This window comes from Type-C symbiont of Plautia stali (genome assembly GCF_059730935.1).
The window spans coordinates 69,943-85,398 of sequence record NZ_AP035924.1 but is presented as its reverse complement, the minus strand read 5'-3'; the positions used below and the strand labels follow the sequence as shown (position 1 = coordinate 85,398).

At 61.6% G+C, this 15,456-nt stretch carries 14 protein-coding genes and 1 riboswitch; of the genes, 2 read left to right on the top strand and 12 right to left on the bottom strand.

What is annotated here, in order from left to right:
• Positions 1-46 precede the first annotated feature (46 nt).
• The 11 genes from AC6I7J_RS19600 to AC6I7J_RS19550 form a co-directional block, all read right to left on the bottom strand.
• The gene (locus tag AC6I7J_RS19600) at positions 47-820 is read right to left on the bottom strand and encodes an SDR family oxidoreductase (RefSeq protein ID WP_498007384.1); all 774 of its coding nucleotides are present in this window, start codon (positions 818-820) and stop codon (positions 47-49) included.
• A gap of 19 nt (positions 821-839) precedes the next feature.
• Positions 840-2,288 carry an acyl-CoA reductase gene (locus tag AC6I7J_RS19595; protein WP_498007383.1) on the bottom strand — a complete coding sequence of 483 codons (1,449 nt, stop codon included), beginning with the start codon at positions 2,286-2,288 and terminating at the stop codon, positions 840-842.
• A complete protein-coding gene (locus AC6I7J_RS19590) occupies positions 2,285-3,367 on the bottom strand; it encodes a LuxE/PaaK family acyltransferase (RefSeq protein WP_498007467.1) in 1,083 nt (360 codons plus the stop codon). The genes AC6I7J_RS19595 and AC6I7J_RS19590 overlap by 4 nt, the downstream gene beginning before the upstream one ends.
• A gap of 95 nt (positions 3,368-3,462) precedes the next feature.
• Positions 3,463-3,592, bottom strand: a riboswitch (TPP riboswitch).
• Positions 3,593-3,666: 74 nt separating this feature from the next.
• Positions 3,667-4,257 (bottom strand): D-alanyl-D-alanine dipeptidase, encoded by a 591-nt coding sequence (ddpX, locus tag AC6I7J_RS19585; protein ID WP_498007382.1) that lies wholly within the window; start codon positions 4,255-4,257, stop codon positions 3,667-3,669.
• Between the two features lie 14 nt (positions 4,258-4,271).
• Positions 4,272-5,387, bottom strand: coding sequence for a M24 family metallopeptidase (locus AC6I7J_RS19580; protein ID WP_338671270.1), 1,116 nt, complete (start codon positions 5,385-5,387; stop codon positions 4,272-4,274).
• The gene (locus tag AC6I7J_RS19575) at positions 5,384-6,613 is read right to left on the bottom strand and encodes a M20 family metallopeptidase (RefSeq protein WP_150360165.1); all 1,230 of its coding nucleotides are present in this window, start codon (positions 6,611-6,613) and stop codon (positions 5,384-5,386) included. Before AC6I7J_RS19575 ends, AC6I7J_RS19580 begins: the two co-directional genes overlap by 4 nt.
• 10 nt (positions 6,614-6,623) lie before the next feature.
• Entirely contained in the window at positions 6,624-8,261 is a 1,638-nt protein-coding gene (locus tag AC6I7J_RS19570) for a dipeptide ABC transporter ATP-binding protein (protein ID WP_498007381.1), read from the bottom strand.
• Complete coding sequence (locus tag AC6I7J_RS19565) at positions 8,258-9,088, bottom strand: ABC transporter permease (RefSeq protein ID WP_058781361.1); 831 nt, start codon at positions 9,086-9,088, stop codon at positions 8,258-8,260. The genes AC6I7J_RS19570 and AC6I7J_RS19565 overlap by 4 nt, the downstream gene beginning before the upstream one ends.
• The gene (locus AC6I7J_RS19560; protein ID WP_021508731.1) at positions 9,081-10,028 is read right to left on the bottom strand and encodes an ABC transporter permease; all 948 of its coding nucleotides are present in this window, start codon (positions 10,026-10,028) and stop codon (positions 9,081-9,083) included. The genes AC6I7J_RS19565 and AC6I7J_RS19560 overlap by 8 nt, the downstream gene beginning before the upstream one ends.
• Positions 10,029-10,037: 9 nt before the next feature.
• Positions 10,038-11,636: an ABC transporter substrate-binding protein gene (locus tag AC6I7J_RS19555; RefSeq protein ID WP_498007380.1), complete on the bottom strand. Its 1,599-nt coding sequence runs from the start codon at positions 11,634-11,636 to the stop codon at positions 10,038-10,040.
• Positions 11,637-11,657: 21 nt separating this feature from the next.
• Entirely contained in the window at positions 11,658-12,938 is a 1,281-nt protein-coding gene (locus AC6I7J_RS19550) for a M20 family metallopeptidase (protein WP_498007379.1), read from the bottom strand.
• Positions 12,939-13,017: 79 nt separating this feature from the next.
• Between AC6I7J_RS19550 and AC6I7J_RS19545 the strand changes: the two genes are divergently transcribed.
• Positions 13,018-13,788: a GntR family transcriptional regulator gene (locus tag AC6I7J_RS19545; RefSeq protein WP_021508734.1), complete on the top strand. Its 771-nt coding sequence runs from the start codon at positions 13,018-13,020 to the stop codon at positions 13,786-13,788.
• Positions 13,789-13,917: 129 nt separating this feature from the next.
• Positions 13,918-14,379 (top strand): OsmC family protein, encoded by a 462-nt coding sequence (locus AC6I7J_RS19540; protein ID WP_058770475.1) that lies wholly within the window; start codon positions 13,918-13,920, stop codon positions 14,377-14,379.
• On the opposite strand, the gene AC6I7J_RS19535 is transcribed toward AC6I7J_RS19540, so the two are convergent.
• Complete coding sequence (locus tag AC6I7J_RS19535) at positions 14,380-15,456, bottom strand: diguanylate cyclase (protein WP_021508737.1); 1,077 nt, start codon at positions 15,454-15,456, stop codon at positions 14,380-14,382. It abuts the gene before it with no gap.

The following is a 15,456-nucleotide window of genomic DNA, read 5'->3' as shown; positions in this document are numbered from 1 at the left end:
CTGGAGGGCGGTGGCAGGTCGCCAGTGCGGCGACTGGCGACCTGGCTTAATGGTCCTGCATCACCAACCCGCCATCGACATACAGCGTCTGGCCGGTGACAAATTCGCTCCATGCTGATGCCAGAAACAGCACCGGCCCGGTGATATCCGCAGCGCGCGCCAGTCGTCCGAGCGGCGTTTGCGCTGTCAGCGCATGGCGGACCGCTTCTGGCGTATGCTGACTGGCATCGGTGGGATACACCAGTCCCGGCGCCACGCAGTTCACCCTAATGCCCAGCGCCCCCAGTTCGGTCGCCAGCGTCCGGCTGAAGCCCGTTAGCGCGGCTTTAGCGGTGATATAGTCGTGATAAGCCACCGCTGGCCGGGCGATCAAATCACTCACCAGATTGATGATACTGCCGCGCGCGCGGCGGCGCATCAGCGGCAAGGCCGCCTGACACACGTTGTAGCAGGCGTTCACTGCGCCATCAAACTGCGTCTGGTAAGCGGACCAGGACGTCTCCCAGAAGCGCTGGCGCTGGTCCGGATCGAAGCGATAAGGTGCGAAGGCATTGTTCACCACCACATCCAGTCGGCCGGTGGCGGCCTCGATCTGCTGCATCATATCGGCTACCTGTGCGGCACAGGTCACATCGGCGGCAATCGCCAGTGCACCCCCGCCCTGTGCTTCACAGGCCGCCACCACCTGCGCAGCGGCGTCGTGATTACGTAAATAGTTGACCACGACAAACGCGCCTTCGGCGGCAAAGGCCTGGGCAATGGCGGCGCCAATACCGCGGCTGGCGCCGGTCACCAGCACGGTGTAATTGCTGAATTTCATTGCGTTTCTCCACGCCCGCTCAGTCAAGATAGGGCGCATAGTGTTCAGCGGCGGTTTCCGCCGCCTGTTCGATTTCGCACAGTGTGACCAGATCCAGCAGGCTAAAGCGGCCATCGTGATGCCAGCCCGCCTCCGGTGAAGTCATGTTACCCAGCGCCGTGATGCGCGTGACGCCCGCCGCCCCGAGCTGCGCCGCCAGCCGAAACAGCGTCTCGGGCGCGGCCGCGAGGCCAACGCTTTGCAGATACGCGCGCTGCGCGGCTACCCAGCTTACCGTCTCCTCCAGCATATCCACGGCAATCACCTTCAGCGTACGTCCGAGCGCGCCCGGTTGTAACGGCTCCGGCTTGTCGACGTACACCACCGCCCAGGCATCGTGCTCATCGCCGTACAGCGTGCGGTCACCGCTCAGCGCATGCATTTCCTCCGCGTTGCGCCACGCGGCCACAGCCTGACTTTCACCCAGCGTCAGCGTCGCGCGCGGATAGCGCTGTGCAAGCGCGGCAAGTTCATGGGCGAGGTAAGCAGCAAACTCCTGCGGCGACACCCGGCCGCCGCGCTCAATAAACAGCGCCTGCGGCGAGTAACAGCCGGCCTGGTCATAGCGCATCACATCGTAAGCCACCTGACGCGCCAGCGCCGGACCGCGCCGCACGTCCAGCGCCGACCGCGCCACCATGCCAAAACTGATTTTATGGCCGTGCGGCAGAAAGCGCGTGGCTGGCGGCAGACGCCGCTGCATCGCCGTCAGCGCGGCCTCTCCGCCATAAGCCATCACCACATCTGCCTGGCGGAACCACTGCTGCTCAGTGCGTTCATCACCGCCCTGCCACCATACAACGGCCAGACACTCGCCCAGCTGCGGATCGATCTCCGCCAGCAGCTGGGCGAACCAGCCCGCCATCAGCGGCTCTGCGCTCGCCACTTTGCCCACGCTTCCCGCCTTCACCAGCAGGCCGGCAATCAGGCTCCACAGCGGCAAACCCGGCACATTGCCGGCCCAGATCTGCAGCAACAGCTGCGGACCAAACGCGCGGGCAAAGCCGCCTTTTGGCCGCGGCTGAAAATCGTCCAGCATCTGCACGTTGCCGAAATCCTCCGCCAGAAAACGCCGCAGCTGCGGTTCACGAAAGGTTTTGAGATAGCCGGTTAAACCGAGCCGCAGCATCCCGGCGTCATAGCCGGTAACCAGCGGCAGCAACCGCTCCGCCTGCTGGCGCACCGGGTGCGAACGGTTAAGCAGGCGCGCGATGGCTTCATCAATCAACGCGGTGATGCGCGCTACGCTCAGGGTGTGCAGGTAGCGGCGCGCGTTATCACGTACGCTGGCCGCCAGCGTGGCAATCTGCGCCTCGGACAGCACCGGCACGCACACTTCCAGCGCGCTGCCGTGCTGGCCAAAGTGCAGGCTGTGCCACGCCACCTCGCTGTGGCGGATGCCCGGCAGATGGCCGGCATACAGTTTCATGCCCGCGCCTGCGCGGCAGCGAGAAACGATTCCATCGCCAGCGAGCAGCCTTTGGCATCGGCGCCCGCGACGCGGCCCAGCAGCTGAAACCCGCCGGGCACCATCACGCCGGCATCTTCGGTCAGAATGGCGGAAACAGAATTGAAATGGGCGAGATCGTGATGCACCAGTACGCCTGTCTCACCTTCCGGCACGTCTGCACCGGTCAGCGGATTGACCACGCGCGTGCGAATCCAGTGCGGTCCGGATTTCACCGGCGGGCAGATTTCATTGCCGGCATCGTAAAACTGCGTGCTGAGTTCAGTCATGCCGTACATATTGATGCAGTGCGAACGCGGCACGCCGAGCGTCTGCTGCAGCGCGCTATAAAACGCTTCCGCCGCAACTTCACGCGACTGGCCCTTAAAACCCCCAGTGTCGAGGATGCGGCTGCCCGGCGGCAGCCTGAAACGCCGCTGCTGACGCGCCAGTTCGTCCAGCAGATGGACAAAACTGTAGCTGGCACCCAGCAGGGCATAGGGTTGGCCGCTGGCCTGCACCTGCTCCAGTACGGCGATCAGACGCGGCAGTTTCAGCCCCTGCGCATCAACCATCACTTCGCTGTCTGGCGTGCCACATTCTTGCATCGCCAGCGTCAGATAATGGGCCAGCGAAGAGTTGGGCAGCTCGCTGCTGTGCGGAAACAGGATCGCCATCGGCAGGCGCGGATATCCGGCCATAAAGCGCTGGCGGAAATTGATCAGCATCGAGCGATCGTAAACCGCCAGCGTCGGGTGATAGCTGCGCCCCCGGCCGGTCCCCGTGGTGCCGCTGGTCATAAAGATGTGGGGAATCTCCGCCACCGGACGGCAGCTCAGCGCCAGATCTTTAAACGCCGTAATCGGCACCGCCGGAATCTGCCGCCACTGTTTGACCGTCAGCGGCGTACGGCCGCGCTGGCGGGCGAAACGGGCGTAAGGGAGATTGTGTTCGAATTGCCACGCGAACAGCTGCAGCGCCAGCTGGTTAAAATCCGCTTCCGTGGTTTCCTGGCGCTGCATAAACGCCAGCAGCGCGGCGATGATTGACGCTTCGGTCATGAAGGTGCCCTCTTTGGACTGCGGCATAACGGCCAGCCAGGGCCTGAGAAATGCGCAGGATTCGCAGAAAGGCGCAAAGAGGGAATGAGGGCGTGCAGTGACCCCGGTTCCACATCCCTACGCCGGTATTAGCCGGATCAGGTTCAGAGGGTCACTACGTTGCCGGCCGTGACAGCCGCGCGGGTAGAATCTCAGCCCTCTAACAGGGCACCCCTTGGAACAAGCTGCATTCTGGGGTCGGAACGGAGGGCGTGTCAAGGCGGGAAGGCGCAGAACCCCCCGCTTCAGCAACGCGATTATTAACGCGCAATATCACTCACAGGAGCGCGATCAGCCCGGCTGACGCAGGCAAAGCGATCGCTGAGCAGCGGATAGTTTTGCGCATCCGGCAGTTCAAAGTGCCACCATTCGGTGGGCATCCCGACAAAACCGCCGCCGAGCATGATGGCGTTCAGCAACAGGCGATGGCGCTGCGCCTGCTGCGGCACGTTGGGATGGAACGGGTGCGACTCATCAGACATGTCGTCAAACCCGGTCCCCATCTCCAGAATATTGCCCGCCTCATCCACCAGCGTCACATCGATCGCCACGCCACGGCTGTGATTCGAGCCCCGCGCCGGTGGCACCACATAATCCGCGTCCGGACAGGCATCCCATAAGTGCCACTGCGCCTGCTGCGGACGATACGCGTCCAGCACCAGCAGGCGAAATCCCGCCAGCCGGGCGATGTCGCTGCTGCGGCGCAGCGCGGCGGCGGCATCCGGATGCAGCAGCGCCTGCGCGTCGCGATAAATAGCATACCCGGCGATGTTATCGGCTGTGGCGTATTTCAGATCAAACATCAGGCCCGGCAAGGTGGCAGCCAAATCGATTAATTCAACGTCCTGCACTGTACATCATCCTGTTAATTGTTAGCCGGCAGCGTAAAGGGCTGGCGCGGCAGCGTGGTGAGTCGCTCTGCGCCCTGTGCCGTGACGCGCACGGTTTCACTGAAGGCGAGGCCCTGCGCTGAAATATACATGTGAAATACCATGTTTTCCTCCAGTAACCACGGCGCCTGAGGATGAAAACAGCAGCTGAAATCGCTCGGACGCGGGGTGCGCGTATACAGACCCAGCGCATAACCGGTGATGTTGCTGTAATCCTCACGCAGCCCGGCGCTGAGCACCGCCTCACGCGCGACGGCATCCACCGTACAAGCCGCAACGCCCGGCTTCATCGCCTGCAGCTGGCGATCCTGAATGGCGATCAGCTGTTGTGCCAGCGCCGCGCGCGCCGCAGAGATTTCACCGACAATCAGCGGACGCATCAGGCGCGCGCTGTAGTGCCGCACTTTTGGGATCAGCTCAACGTGCAGCACATCGCCCGCTTGCAGACGCTGCTCATGGCCGCTGGCATGCAAAAAGCCGCTGTCGCCGCTGGCGATAACAATCGGTCCGGTTTCACCGCTGTCAGCACCGAGCCGCAGAAATTGTGCCGCCGCCAGCGCGGCGACATCACGCACGCGCCAGCCGCCCTGCACCTGCGCACTCAGCTGGGCCAGCGTGGCATCGGCAATGCCGGCGGCCTGGCGTAAGCTGGCGATTTCAGCCTGAAATTTGACGCTGCGCAGCCGGTCGCTGAGACCGCTGACATCACACCAGCGCACCCCGGGCAGATGGCGCGCCAGCTGCTGCCAGCTATGCACCGTCATGCCGTAGGATGCATAATCCGCGCCCAGCCGCGCCCGCTGATAGCCGCGCCGCGTCAGGCTTTGCGCCACCGCCAGCCACGGATCGTCTTCATCACGGTACGCGTCAATCGCCAGCTGCGGTGACTGCGCGCGGCACGGCGCGGCATCCAGCTGGCGCAGCACCATCCACGGTTCGTCCTGCAACGGCACCAGACAGGCACGATAACGCGTTTCCGACACGGTATAACCGGTTAACCATGCCAGCAGTTCGCCATGATCGATCAGCATCACCTCGATGTCGGCAGCGCGCATGCCGCTGCGCAGCCGTGACAGCGCGTCGGCGATCATGACGCCGGTTCAACCGGCTGGCAGATGTCGAGGATCGCCAGCAAATAGATGCGCACCATATCAAGAAATTCACTGATCTCGACGCGCTCGTCCGGCATGGTGTTGTACTTGCCGCCGGGCCCGCACACGATGCCCTCCATGCCCGCATGCTGATACAGGTGCGCCGCATCGGTACCGTAGAAGGCGGGCGGCGTGATCACCCCGGTGGGCTGCGGCGTACCGCGCACAGTCTGCCAGCCGCGATTGACCGCTTTAACGATTGGCGATTCCGGCGACACCTCAAACGGCAGCATGGTGGGTTTATCGCGCAGGCCGTCATCGAACAGCTGCGCCTGCAGACCCGGATAACGCTGGCACAGTGCATCCAGCAGGGCCTGCAGATCGGCCAGCACGCCGTCCACCGTTTGCCCCGGCGCAAAGCGGGCGGAGCCTTTCAGGCGGACAAAATCCGCGACCTGCGGCGGCCGCCACTCCTGCAAATCACGCCCCAGCGCACCGTGTACGGTGCCAATATGGCCACGGTTAATTTTGCGGTGTTCTGCGCTTTTCGCTCCGCTGAAGGTGATGTTATTGATCTGCGGAATCAGTTCAACCGCCGCCGCAATCGCGTCGACCGCCTCCTCACGCTTTGACAGATGGCGCGTATCGCCGGTCAGTTCAATGGTGAACATCAGCGAGCCGGCATGCATGGTCAGCGCCTGTAAATCCGTGGGTTCGGCATTGATGAAATAGTCGGCGCGTACGCCCTGCTCAATCGCCGCCAGCGTACCGATGCCGCCCTGTAACTCGCCGACCACGTAAGTGAGGATCACGTCGCCCCTGAGCTTCACGCCGGCATCAATCAATGTCTTCAGCGCGCAGAAATAGGCGGCATCGCCCGCTTTCATGTTAGAAACGCCGATGCCGTAAATAAACTGCTCGTCGATTTTTCCCGCCCAGGGATCGACGGTCCAGCCTTCGGTGACCGGGTTAGTATCAAGATGACCGTTGAACAACAGGCTGTGGCCGCCTCCGCTGCCGGCCAGCCGCCCGATGGCGTTCAGCCGATCGCCAGCCACCGGCTGCAGCTCGGTTTCCAGCCCCAGCTGCGCCATCTGTTCTGCCATATAGCGGGCTAATTCGCGTTCGCCCTCGGTGGCACTGTAACTTTTGTGCTGCACCATTTTTGCCAGGAAAGCGAGGCAGTATTCACGATCGATGTGATGAATTAACTCTTCAGGGTTCATGCGCTTCTCGTTATGCCACGGATTGGGTCAGATCAGGGATGTGCACGGCATCAAGCAGTGCACGGGTGTAAGGATGCTGTGCCTGCGCCCGCATGTTCTCGCCGGGCAGCACTTCCACCACATCGCCGCGATACATCACCGCCACGCGATGAGCGATCTGGCGGATGAGATTGAGATCGTGGGTGATGAACAGATACGCCGTGCCGTAGCGACGGCGCAGCTCCAGCAGCAGCTCAATAATGGTGGCCTGCACCGACACATCCAGCGCCGCCGTGATTTCATCGCAAATCACCAGGTCCGGCGGGTTAGCGAAGGCGCGCGCAATCGCTACGCGCTGCTTTTGCCCACCCGACAGCGCGTGCGGATAGCGGCTGGCAAATTCCGCGGGCAGCCGCACTTCCTGCAGCAGACGCGCCACCGCCTGTGCCTCGCTTTCTCCCGGCGGCAGGCCATACAGCCGCAGCGGACGCGCGATAATTTCGCCGACGGTCATGCGCGGATTGAGTGACGCATCCGGATGCTGAAAAATCATCTGCACGCGGCGGCGATACGCCGGGTCCATCTGCGCGCGGCCATATAGCGTCGCGCCGCAGAAGTCGATGCTGCCAGTGAACGGCACCAGGCCGGTTATCGCCTTACCGAGTGAAGATTTACCCGAACCGGACTCGCCAACCACGCCGAGAATTTCGCCCTGATGCACCGTCAGCGAAACCGCATTGGCGGCGCGCGTCGTGTTCGCCTCCCGTTTCAGCAGCCGATCGAGCACGCCGTGCTGGCCATAATCAATCGTCAGCGCCTGCAGGCTGAGCAGCGGCTGACTGCCGGCCACATCCGCGACCAGCCGATGCTGCGGATCCGGCACCGCGGCAATCAGTTTGCGCGTATACGGATGCGCGGGTGCGCTGAACAGCGTGCGCGTCGCGGCCTGCTCGACGATGCGGCCCTGCTCCAGCACGCACACCCGGTCGGCCACTTTCGCCACCAGCGCCAGATCGTGTGAGATATACAGCGACGCAACGCCGGTCTTGGCGCGCATTCGCTCGTAGAGATCGAGGATTTGCGCCGAGCTGATGACGTCCAGCGCCGTGGTCGGCTCATCAAAAATCAGGCAGTCCGGCTGGCAGGCGAAGGCGGTAGCGATCAGGATGCGCTGCTTCTCACCGCCGGAAACCTGATGCGGATAGCGCTGCATCATGCGTGCCGGGTGCTTCAGCTCGACATCGCGCAGCAGCGATTCCCCCAGCTGCTGCGCTTCGCGCGCTGACAGCCCACGATGACGTCGCAGCACTTCGGTGACCTGTTCACCCAGCGTCAGCGTCGGGTTCAGCGACGCGCTGGGATCCTGAAAAATCATGCCAAGCTTTTTACCGCGCAGCGCCATCAGTTGGTTCGCTGGCAGTTGCAGCAGGCTTTCGCCGTTCAGCCGGATATCACCCGCCTGCTCGCGTGCGTTACTGGCCAGCCAGCGCATGATCGCCCAGCCAAGGGTGGTCTTGCCGGAGCCGGATTCCCCCACCAGCCCCAGCACTTCGCCCGGCATCACCTGCAGGGTGATATCGCGCAGTACCGGCAGCGAATGGCCGCGCGCTAACGCATAATCGAGGCTGTAATTGTCCACCGACAGCACCGGGTTGTGCGGACTCTTCATTTGTGGCTCCCTGGATTTAACACATCACGCAGGCCATCGCCCAGCAGGTTGAAGCCAATCGCCACCAGCGCGATAGCCAGACCGGGGATCATCATCATCCACGGTGCTTTAAAGAAATAGCTGCGCGCCTCGGACACCATCAGCCCCCACTCTGGCTCGGGCGGCTGCGCGCCGAGGCCGAGAAAGCTCAGCGTGGCAAACAGCATGATGGCGAATGCCACGCGAATGGTGGCTTCCACGATGATCGGCGCGAGAATGTTCGGCAGCATTTCGCGCAGAATGATGTAGTAACCCGCTTCGCCGCGCGCGATGGCGGCGCTGATGTAGTCCTGCTGACGCGCCGCCAGCGCCACGCTGCGCGCAATGCGCACCATGCCCGGCACGAAGGCGATGGTGATGGCCAGCACGGCGTTCATGCTGCTCTGCCCCAGGGTGCTGACAATCAGCAGCGCAAACAGCAGGCTGGGAATCGCCATCACCGCATCCATGGTGCGCATCAGGAATTCATCCACTTTGCCACCAAGGTAGGCGCTGGCGGTGCCCAGCACCGAGCCAATAACCATCGCCAGCGCGGTCGCCAGCAGCGACAGCAAAATGGTGGATCGCGCGCCGACCAGCACCCGGCTAAAAATGTCGCGCCCCAGCTGATCGGTGCCGAACCAGTGTTCCGCGCTGGGCGGGCGGTAACGCGTCAGGATGGAGATCGCTTCCGGATCAAACGGTGCCACGTGCGCGCCGCCCGCCACCATCAGCAGCGCCAGCAGCAGAATCAGCACACCCGCCGCACCCTGCGGCGAGCGTAGTAATCGTTTCAGTATTTCAGGCATAGGAAATCCGCTTATCGAGCATGACGTAGGCCAAATCCGCAAGGAAATTCACCACGGCATAGGTTGCCGCGAGGATCATCACGCCGGCCTGAATGGTGGGCAAATCGCGCGCCTGCACCGCGACGATCAGCTCCCGGCCAATACCGGGAATGGCAAAAATCTCCTCCACCACCACAATCCCGCCCAGCAGATAGCCGACGTCGAGCGCCACAATGGTGATGGTGGGCAGCAGGCCATTACGCAGCGCATGGCGCCACAGGATGCGCCGGCGCGACAGGCCTTTCAGCCACGCGGCGCGAACGTAGTCGGTGTGCAGCACGTCAACCATTTCTGAGCGCACCATGCGCGAAACGTGTGCCACCAGAATCAGCGCAACGGTGATCGACGGCAGAATCAGGTGCTGAATACCGCTGATAAAATTTTCGCTGAGCGGCACGTAGCCGGTGGCGGGCAGAATCTGCCAGACATCGGCAAACAGCAGCAGCACCAGCGTGGCGGTGACGAATTCCGGAAACGAGATGCCCATGTAGGAGATCACACTGACCAGCACATCGGCGGTCTTACCGCGCCGCACGGCCGCCCAGATGCCGAGCGGAATGGCGATCACCAGCATCAGTAACAGGGCGCACAGCGCCAGCAGCAGCGAGCGCGACAGCGCGGTCAGCAGCGTTGGCCCGACCGCCAGGCCATTGCGCATCGACACGCCAAAGTTGCCCTGCAGCGCCTGTGTCAGCCAGTGCCAGTATTGCAGCCAGGCGGGCGCATCCAGCCCAAGCCGCGCCCGCACCGCCGCCAGCGCTTCCGGCGTGGCGTTTTGTCCCAGCAGCGTAACCGCGGCATCGGCGGGCAGCAGCTGAGTGATGCCGAACACCAGCAGCGACACCACCAGCAGCGTGTAAATCATCAGCAGCAGGCGTTTAAGCAGGTAACTTGCTGTCACGGTCGCTCCTTACAGGCTGCGCTTTGGCGCGTTAGCAGTCAGCCAGACATGATCGAGGCGGAACACCGCACCGCGCGGATGCAGATGATAGCCCGCCACGTGCTCACGACTGGCAGCCAGCAAATCAAAGAAGGTCGGGATTAACGAGGGCACCTCGTCGTGCATCAGCTGTTGGGCTTTGCCGTACAGCTGGCTGCGCAGCGTTTCGTCATTGGTTTCGCGCGCCGCCATCACCGCACCGTCGAAAGCCGCATTGTTCCAGCGCGTTTCGTTCCACGCCGCCGTTGAGGTATAGAGCAGAGAAAACACCGCATCTGGCGTCGGCTGCATGTTGTAAAAGCCGACGTAGAAATTGCCCTTCTTCCACACCTGATCGAGATAGGTGCTGTGCGCCATGGTCTGCACATTGATACGGAAACCGCCCGGTTTCGCCATCTCCCGCAGGGCAATCCCCAGCTGGGTGCGGGTTGACGGCTTGTCTGAGGCGATAAGCGTTAAATCCAGCCCATTGGGATAACCGGCCTCCGCCAGCAGCGCTTTGGCTTTGCTGTAGTCCAGCGCTTTTTGCGTCAGCTGCGCGTAATACGGATAAGCGGCGTTGATCGGCGTGTCGTTACCCGGCGATCCCAGCCCGTCTGCGACAAAATCCACCGATGCCTGGCGGTCTACGCATAACGCCAGCGCCTGGCGGACGCGCACATCATTAAACGGCTTTTGATCGCAGCCCATGTTGACGTTAAGAAACTGGCCGGACGCCACGCGCAGCGGCAGCACGCCCGCCGATTTGGCTAAGCGGGCAAACTCGCTCGACTGCGCACTCAGCATCAGATCGGTATCGCCGGCAATCAGCGCGGAGCTTTCAGCGATAGCGTCGGGATACACCATCACTTCCACGCCATCCAGATATGGCCGCGTGGCGTCGTAATAGTGCGGGTTACGTTTCACCACGATTTTGCGTTCCGGATCGTAAGACACCAGCTGAAACGGCCCGGCCCCCAGCGAGGCGCTGCTCAGCTTGTCGTATTGCCCCTGCGCGATGTGTGCCGGGATGATTTTGGCATCCGGATAAGCCAGCATCACCGGCAGATCGGCGTAAGGCGCTTCGGTTTCAATCAGCACGGTGTTGCTGTCTTTGGCGCTTACCGTTTTAATCGGGCCGATGTTGTGCAGCGCCGGTGAGGCGTTTTTCGGGTCCAGCAGCGCCTGCAGGCTGGCGACCACATCCGCTGCGGTGAGCGGCGAACCGTCGCTGAAGCGCAGATCGGGCCGCAGCGTGAAGGTCCACTGGGTTAAGTCGTCGTTCGGCTGCCAGGACTGCGCCAGATCGGCTTCCGCTTTCATCGCCTGCGTCAGGCGGGTTAAGCCGCTGTACAGCAGCTCTGCCACCAGATATTCCGGATTAACCCGCACCTGATGGGGATTGAGCACGCTGACCGCCTGGTCAACGCTGATGCGCAATACGCCACCTTTACGCGGCGTGCCGCCCGGGGTCGCGCTGGCAACGGCGGCAGCCGAGGCACTGAATGACCAGGGCAGCAGCGCCGCTCCGGTCAGGGCGGTTGAACTGGCGATAAACTGTCTGCGGTTTAACCCTTTCATGGCGCACATCTTCTGTTCCTCGTTGGTTTATTAATTACCCTGGGTTGGCTGAAAATCATTGGCGAGATACGCCAGAATCGACTGCGAAAGTGCAATAACATCTGCCATCGTGGTGTATTCATCGGCGGCATGAATGCGGTTATCGGGACGGGCAAGTCCGCCCAGCAGAATTTCCTGAATGCCGGCCTGCTGTACCCAGCCCATATCCGAGCTGGTGGCGGATCCCCAGGCTTTGAATTCTGCTGGCGGGAAGCCGAAGCCCTGGCTGAGCGCCGCCTGCCAGCGCGGCCAGTGCGGACCGGTGGGATCGGCGACTGGCGCCAGATGGCCAATCAGCTGCAGCGTGACGTCGCTGGCGGCGCTGCCCTGCATCGCCTTATCCACGCACTGCGTCAGCTCCTGCCACACGTCGGCAAACGGCTCTTCCGGCGCATAACGGCGATTAACCAGCAGCTCGAAGCGTTCCGGAATGGTGGAGCCTTTACTGCCGCCGTGCGCGGCGGCCAGCGTCAGTAAGGCGGTGAGCGGCCGGCCCTGATAATGCGGCGGTGCGGGCATTGCCGAAACCCGCTGTTCCACCTCGCCTTTCAGCTGATACAGCGCATTCATCAGCGGAAGCGCAGCCTCAATAGCATTGATACCCTGCAGCGGATCGCCGGAGTGCGCCGAGCGGCCGCTGACGATAATTTTGATATCGATACTGCCAAAGCAACCGGCCCAGATACGCGGCACCGCGCCGCCGTTGAAGCTGAGCAGGTGACCGTGGAATAACTGCTGCTCCGCCAGATAACGAATACCGGGATAAAGGCCACCCTCTTCATCGGTACAGAGTAAAAACACCGGGTTATAGCGCAGGCGGAGCTGATAGCGCTGCGCGGCCCGCACCGCAGCCAGCGCGGCCACGATGGTGCCTTTCATATCCGCGGCGCCGCGTCCAAACAGCTTGTTTTCCGCCACGCTGAGCGCCAGCGGCGGAAAGCGCCAGCCATCGCCGGCCGGAACCGTATCGGTGTGAAAGTAGAGATTGCAGTTTTCAGCCGCACCGGCATCCAGCGCAGCCAGCAGATTCACCCGCTCGCCCTGCGCGCTGCCGTCCGGCGTCTGCCACAGCGCGTCGGGCACCGAAACGCGCTGCAGATCAAAATGCATCGGCTGCAGCATCGTGCTCAGCAGGTCGGCGAATGCTGCGTAACCCAGTCCGGGCGGGAAGCAGGTATCCACCGCCAGCATGCGTTGCAGATCGTCAAGAATCTGCGCCTGATCGTCGGCGATATAGGTCAGAGCGCGCTGTAGTGATGAATTTTCCTGCATAAACTGTTCACTTATTGTATTTCTATATAGTTTATAGATAATGCAAATGAACAGCTGGGGTCAATCGGTAATCGGAAACATGCAAAAAAACTATGACGCGCACGACGTTCCTCAATTCAGTCGCCTGAACGAAGGCGAAGGCGCTCCGCTGTACGAAGTAGTGAAGCGCCATATCAGTGAATCCATCCTGCAGGGCGAACTGCCGGCGGGCACCATTTTGCCCAGTGAAAACAGTCTGGCGGCGAAGTTCGGTGTCTCGGTCGGTACGGTGCGCAAAGCGCTGGCGGCGCTCACGACGGAAGGGATGCTGATGCGCCGGCGCAAAACCGGCACGGTGGTGACCGGCTGGGCGCCGCTGCATAACCTCAGCCATTTCTTTCACTATTTTCGTCTGCATGACAAATCGGGCGGTTTGCTGCAGTCGGAAACGCGACTGCTGGAGTATCAGCACAGCCGCGCCAGCGCCGACGAGGCCGATAAGCTGCAGATCGCAGCGGGTGACGCAGTGATTCGCCTGAAACGCCTGCGCCGGGTGAAGGGCATTGCGGCCATGCATGAAACGCTGGTGCTCCCCGCCGCGCGTCTGCCCGACTTTCCACCGGCGGAACAGCTACCGCAGTTGCTGTATCGTTACCTGTTTGAGCAGTACGATGTGCGTGTTGCGGCGGTACGCGAGCAGATCAGCGCCACGCTCGCTACAGAAGAAGATGCCAGCCTGCTGGAACTTGCTCTGCCGCACGCGGTGATGGTGATCGATGAGGTCTCATTTGATCAAAGCGCCACGCCGGTGATCCTTGCGCATCACCGTTTCAGCACTGAACACTTTATGTATGTCAATGAGATACGCTGATTACGTAGATGTTTTACTGTAAGGTGTTTCAGATGCGCATCGACGCGCACCTGATTAATTTGCACCAAAACGTAGCGAACGTTGTGAATAACAACCGCTAAGGTGATCTCACTGAACAGGACATTTCCCATGGCAGCACGGCAGCACCATTACCAGATTCACCTTCGCTGGAGCGGCAATCGCGGCGATGGCACAGCTTCTTATACCGCTTACGATCGTGACAGTGAATTACAGGCACCCGATAAACCGCCCATTTTGCTGAGTGCCGATCCGGCATTTCGTGGGGATAAAACGCGCTGGAATCCTGAGGAATTGCTGCTGGCGTCTGCGGCGGCCTGCCATAAGCTGTGGTATTTACACCTGTGCGCCGATGCCGGCATTGTGGTGGAGGAGTATGAAGATGCTGCCGAAGGGAACATGGTCGAGGGGGCGCGTGGCCGCTTCACCGATATCACGCTGAAGCCGCGCATCAAACTGCGCGACCCAGCGGATGCCGATCGCGCGCGGGCATTGCATCATCAGGCACACGAAGCCTGCTTCATCGCTAACTCGCTGAATTTTCCGGTAAACTGCGATCCTGAATTTTTCTGATTATGATGCGCGGGCCAGCGGCGTTTGCCACAGCCGCACGCCGTTGCGCCCGGCGCGCTTCACTTCATACAGCGCTTCATCCGCATGGCGCAGCCAGTCGCTTAACGATTCGGCGCTGACCGCAGGCGCAATACCGATACTGACCGAGCAGCGAAACTCTGCCGAGGCCGGTAAGCGCAGCTGGGCAATCTTCTCTTTTAGCCTTTCGGCCAGCTCCACCACCGATTCATCGCTGGCCTGATGCACGATAACGCCCAGCTCATCGCCGCCAAAGCGCGCCGGAATGTCCTGCAGCCCGACATAGTTGCGCAGCAGCGCCGAGATCTCGGCCAGCAAAAAATCGCCCGCCTCATGACCCCAGCTATCATTGACCACTTTGAAGTGATCGACATCCAGCAACAGCAGATAGCCGCTGCTATCGCCGCGCCGCGTGCTGAGAAATTCACTCTCCAGCCGCCGCTCAAACAGGCGACGGTTAGGAATTTTCAGGCCGGGATCCATCAGCGCGATGCGCTCCAGTTCACGGTTGCGGGTGCGTAAATGCCAGGTGAGATTGTAGGAAGCCACGCTGAGTACCAGCATGTAACAGGTGGCCAGCGGCAGCGTCAGCCAGACCGTTTGCGTGCTGAACGCCAGATGTACGCTGGTGCCATCCAGCAGCCACACCATAATAAACCCGCACAAAAATGCCTGTATTGCGGCAATCAGCTGCGCGCCGCCGCCAGCGGCATAGCGATCCGATGCCAGCACCGCCATGATGACAAAAGAGGGCATCGGGCTTAACGCCATCAGCGCCACCCAGATTCCGCCAAAGGCGGCATCCAGCGTCAGATTCTGGCGTTCGGTACCGGTTGAGTCTTCGGCACGAAGCGCACGCTGATACGCCAGCCATGGCCAGAAAAAGGCGTTCACAAACAGCAGCGCGCTGAATGCCAGTCCGCGCTGCATTTCCAGTAACACCGAGAGAATCGGAAAGAAACAGAGGATCGTGCCGAGCTGACGCATGATGAACATACGACGAACGAAGCGTTTTGACCGGCGCTTCAAATGGTTTTCATCAGGCGAGTAGTAATTCAT

What these genes read in the sequence shown, in the direction of transcription:
- AC6I7J_RS19600 (WP_498007384.1), bottom strand. Translation starts at nt 820, where the DNA reads ATGAAATTCAGCAATTACACCGTGCTGGTGACCGGCGCCAGCCGCGGT.
- AC6I7J_RS19540 (WP_058770475.1), top strand. Translation starts at nt 13,918, where the DNA reads ATGGCAGCACGGCAGCACCATTACCAGATTCACCTTCGCTGGAGCGGC.
- AC6I7J_RS19595 (WP_498007383.1), bottom strand. Translation starts at nt 2,288, where the DNA reads ATGAAACTGTATGCCGGCCATCTGCCGGGCATCCGCCACAGCGAGGTG.
- AC6I7J_RS19555 (WP_498007380.1), bottom strand. Translation starts at nt 11,636, where the DNA reads ATGTGCGCCATGAAAGGGTTAAACCGCAGACAGTTTATCGCCAGTTCA.
- AC6I7J_RS19580 (WP_338671270.1), bottom strand. Translation starts at nt 5,387, where the DNA reads ATGATCGCCGACGCGCTGTCACGGCTGCGCAGCGGCATGCGCGCTGCC.
- AC6I7J_RS19570 (WP_498007381.1), bottom strand. Translation starts at nt 8,261, where the DNA reads ATGAAGAGTCCGCACAACCCGGTGCTGTCGGTGGACAATTACAGCCTC.
- AC6I7J_RS19575 (WP_150360165.1), bottom strand. Translation starts at nt 6,613, where the DNA reads ATGAACCCTGAAGAGTTAATTCATCACATCGATCGTGAATACTGCCTC.
- AC6I7J_RS19535 (WP_021508737.1), bottom strand. Translation starts at nt 15,456, where the DNA reads ATGAATTACTACTCGCCTGATGAAAACCATTTGAAGCGCCGGTCAAAA.
- AC6I7J_RS19550 (WP_498007379.1), bottom strand. Translation starts at nt 12,938, where the DNA reads ATGCAGGAAAATTCATCACTACAGCGCGCTCTGACCTATATCGCCGAC.
- AC6I7J_RS19590 (WP_498007467.1), bottom strand. Translation starts at nt 3,367, where the DNA reads ATGACCGAAGCGTCAATCATCGCCGCGCTGCTGGCGTTTATGCAGCGC.
- AC6I7J_RS19565 (WP_058781361.1), bottom strand. Translation starts at nt 9,088, where the DNA reads ATGCCTGAAATACTGAAACGATTACTACGCTCGCCGCAGGGTGCGGCG.
- AC6I7J_RS19545 (WP_021508734.1), top strand. Translation starts at nt 13,018, where the DNA reads ATGCAAAAAAACTATGACGCGCACGACGTTCCTCAATTCAGTCGCCTG.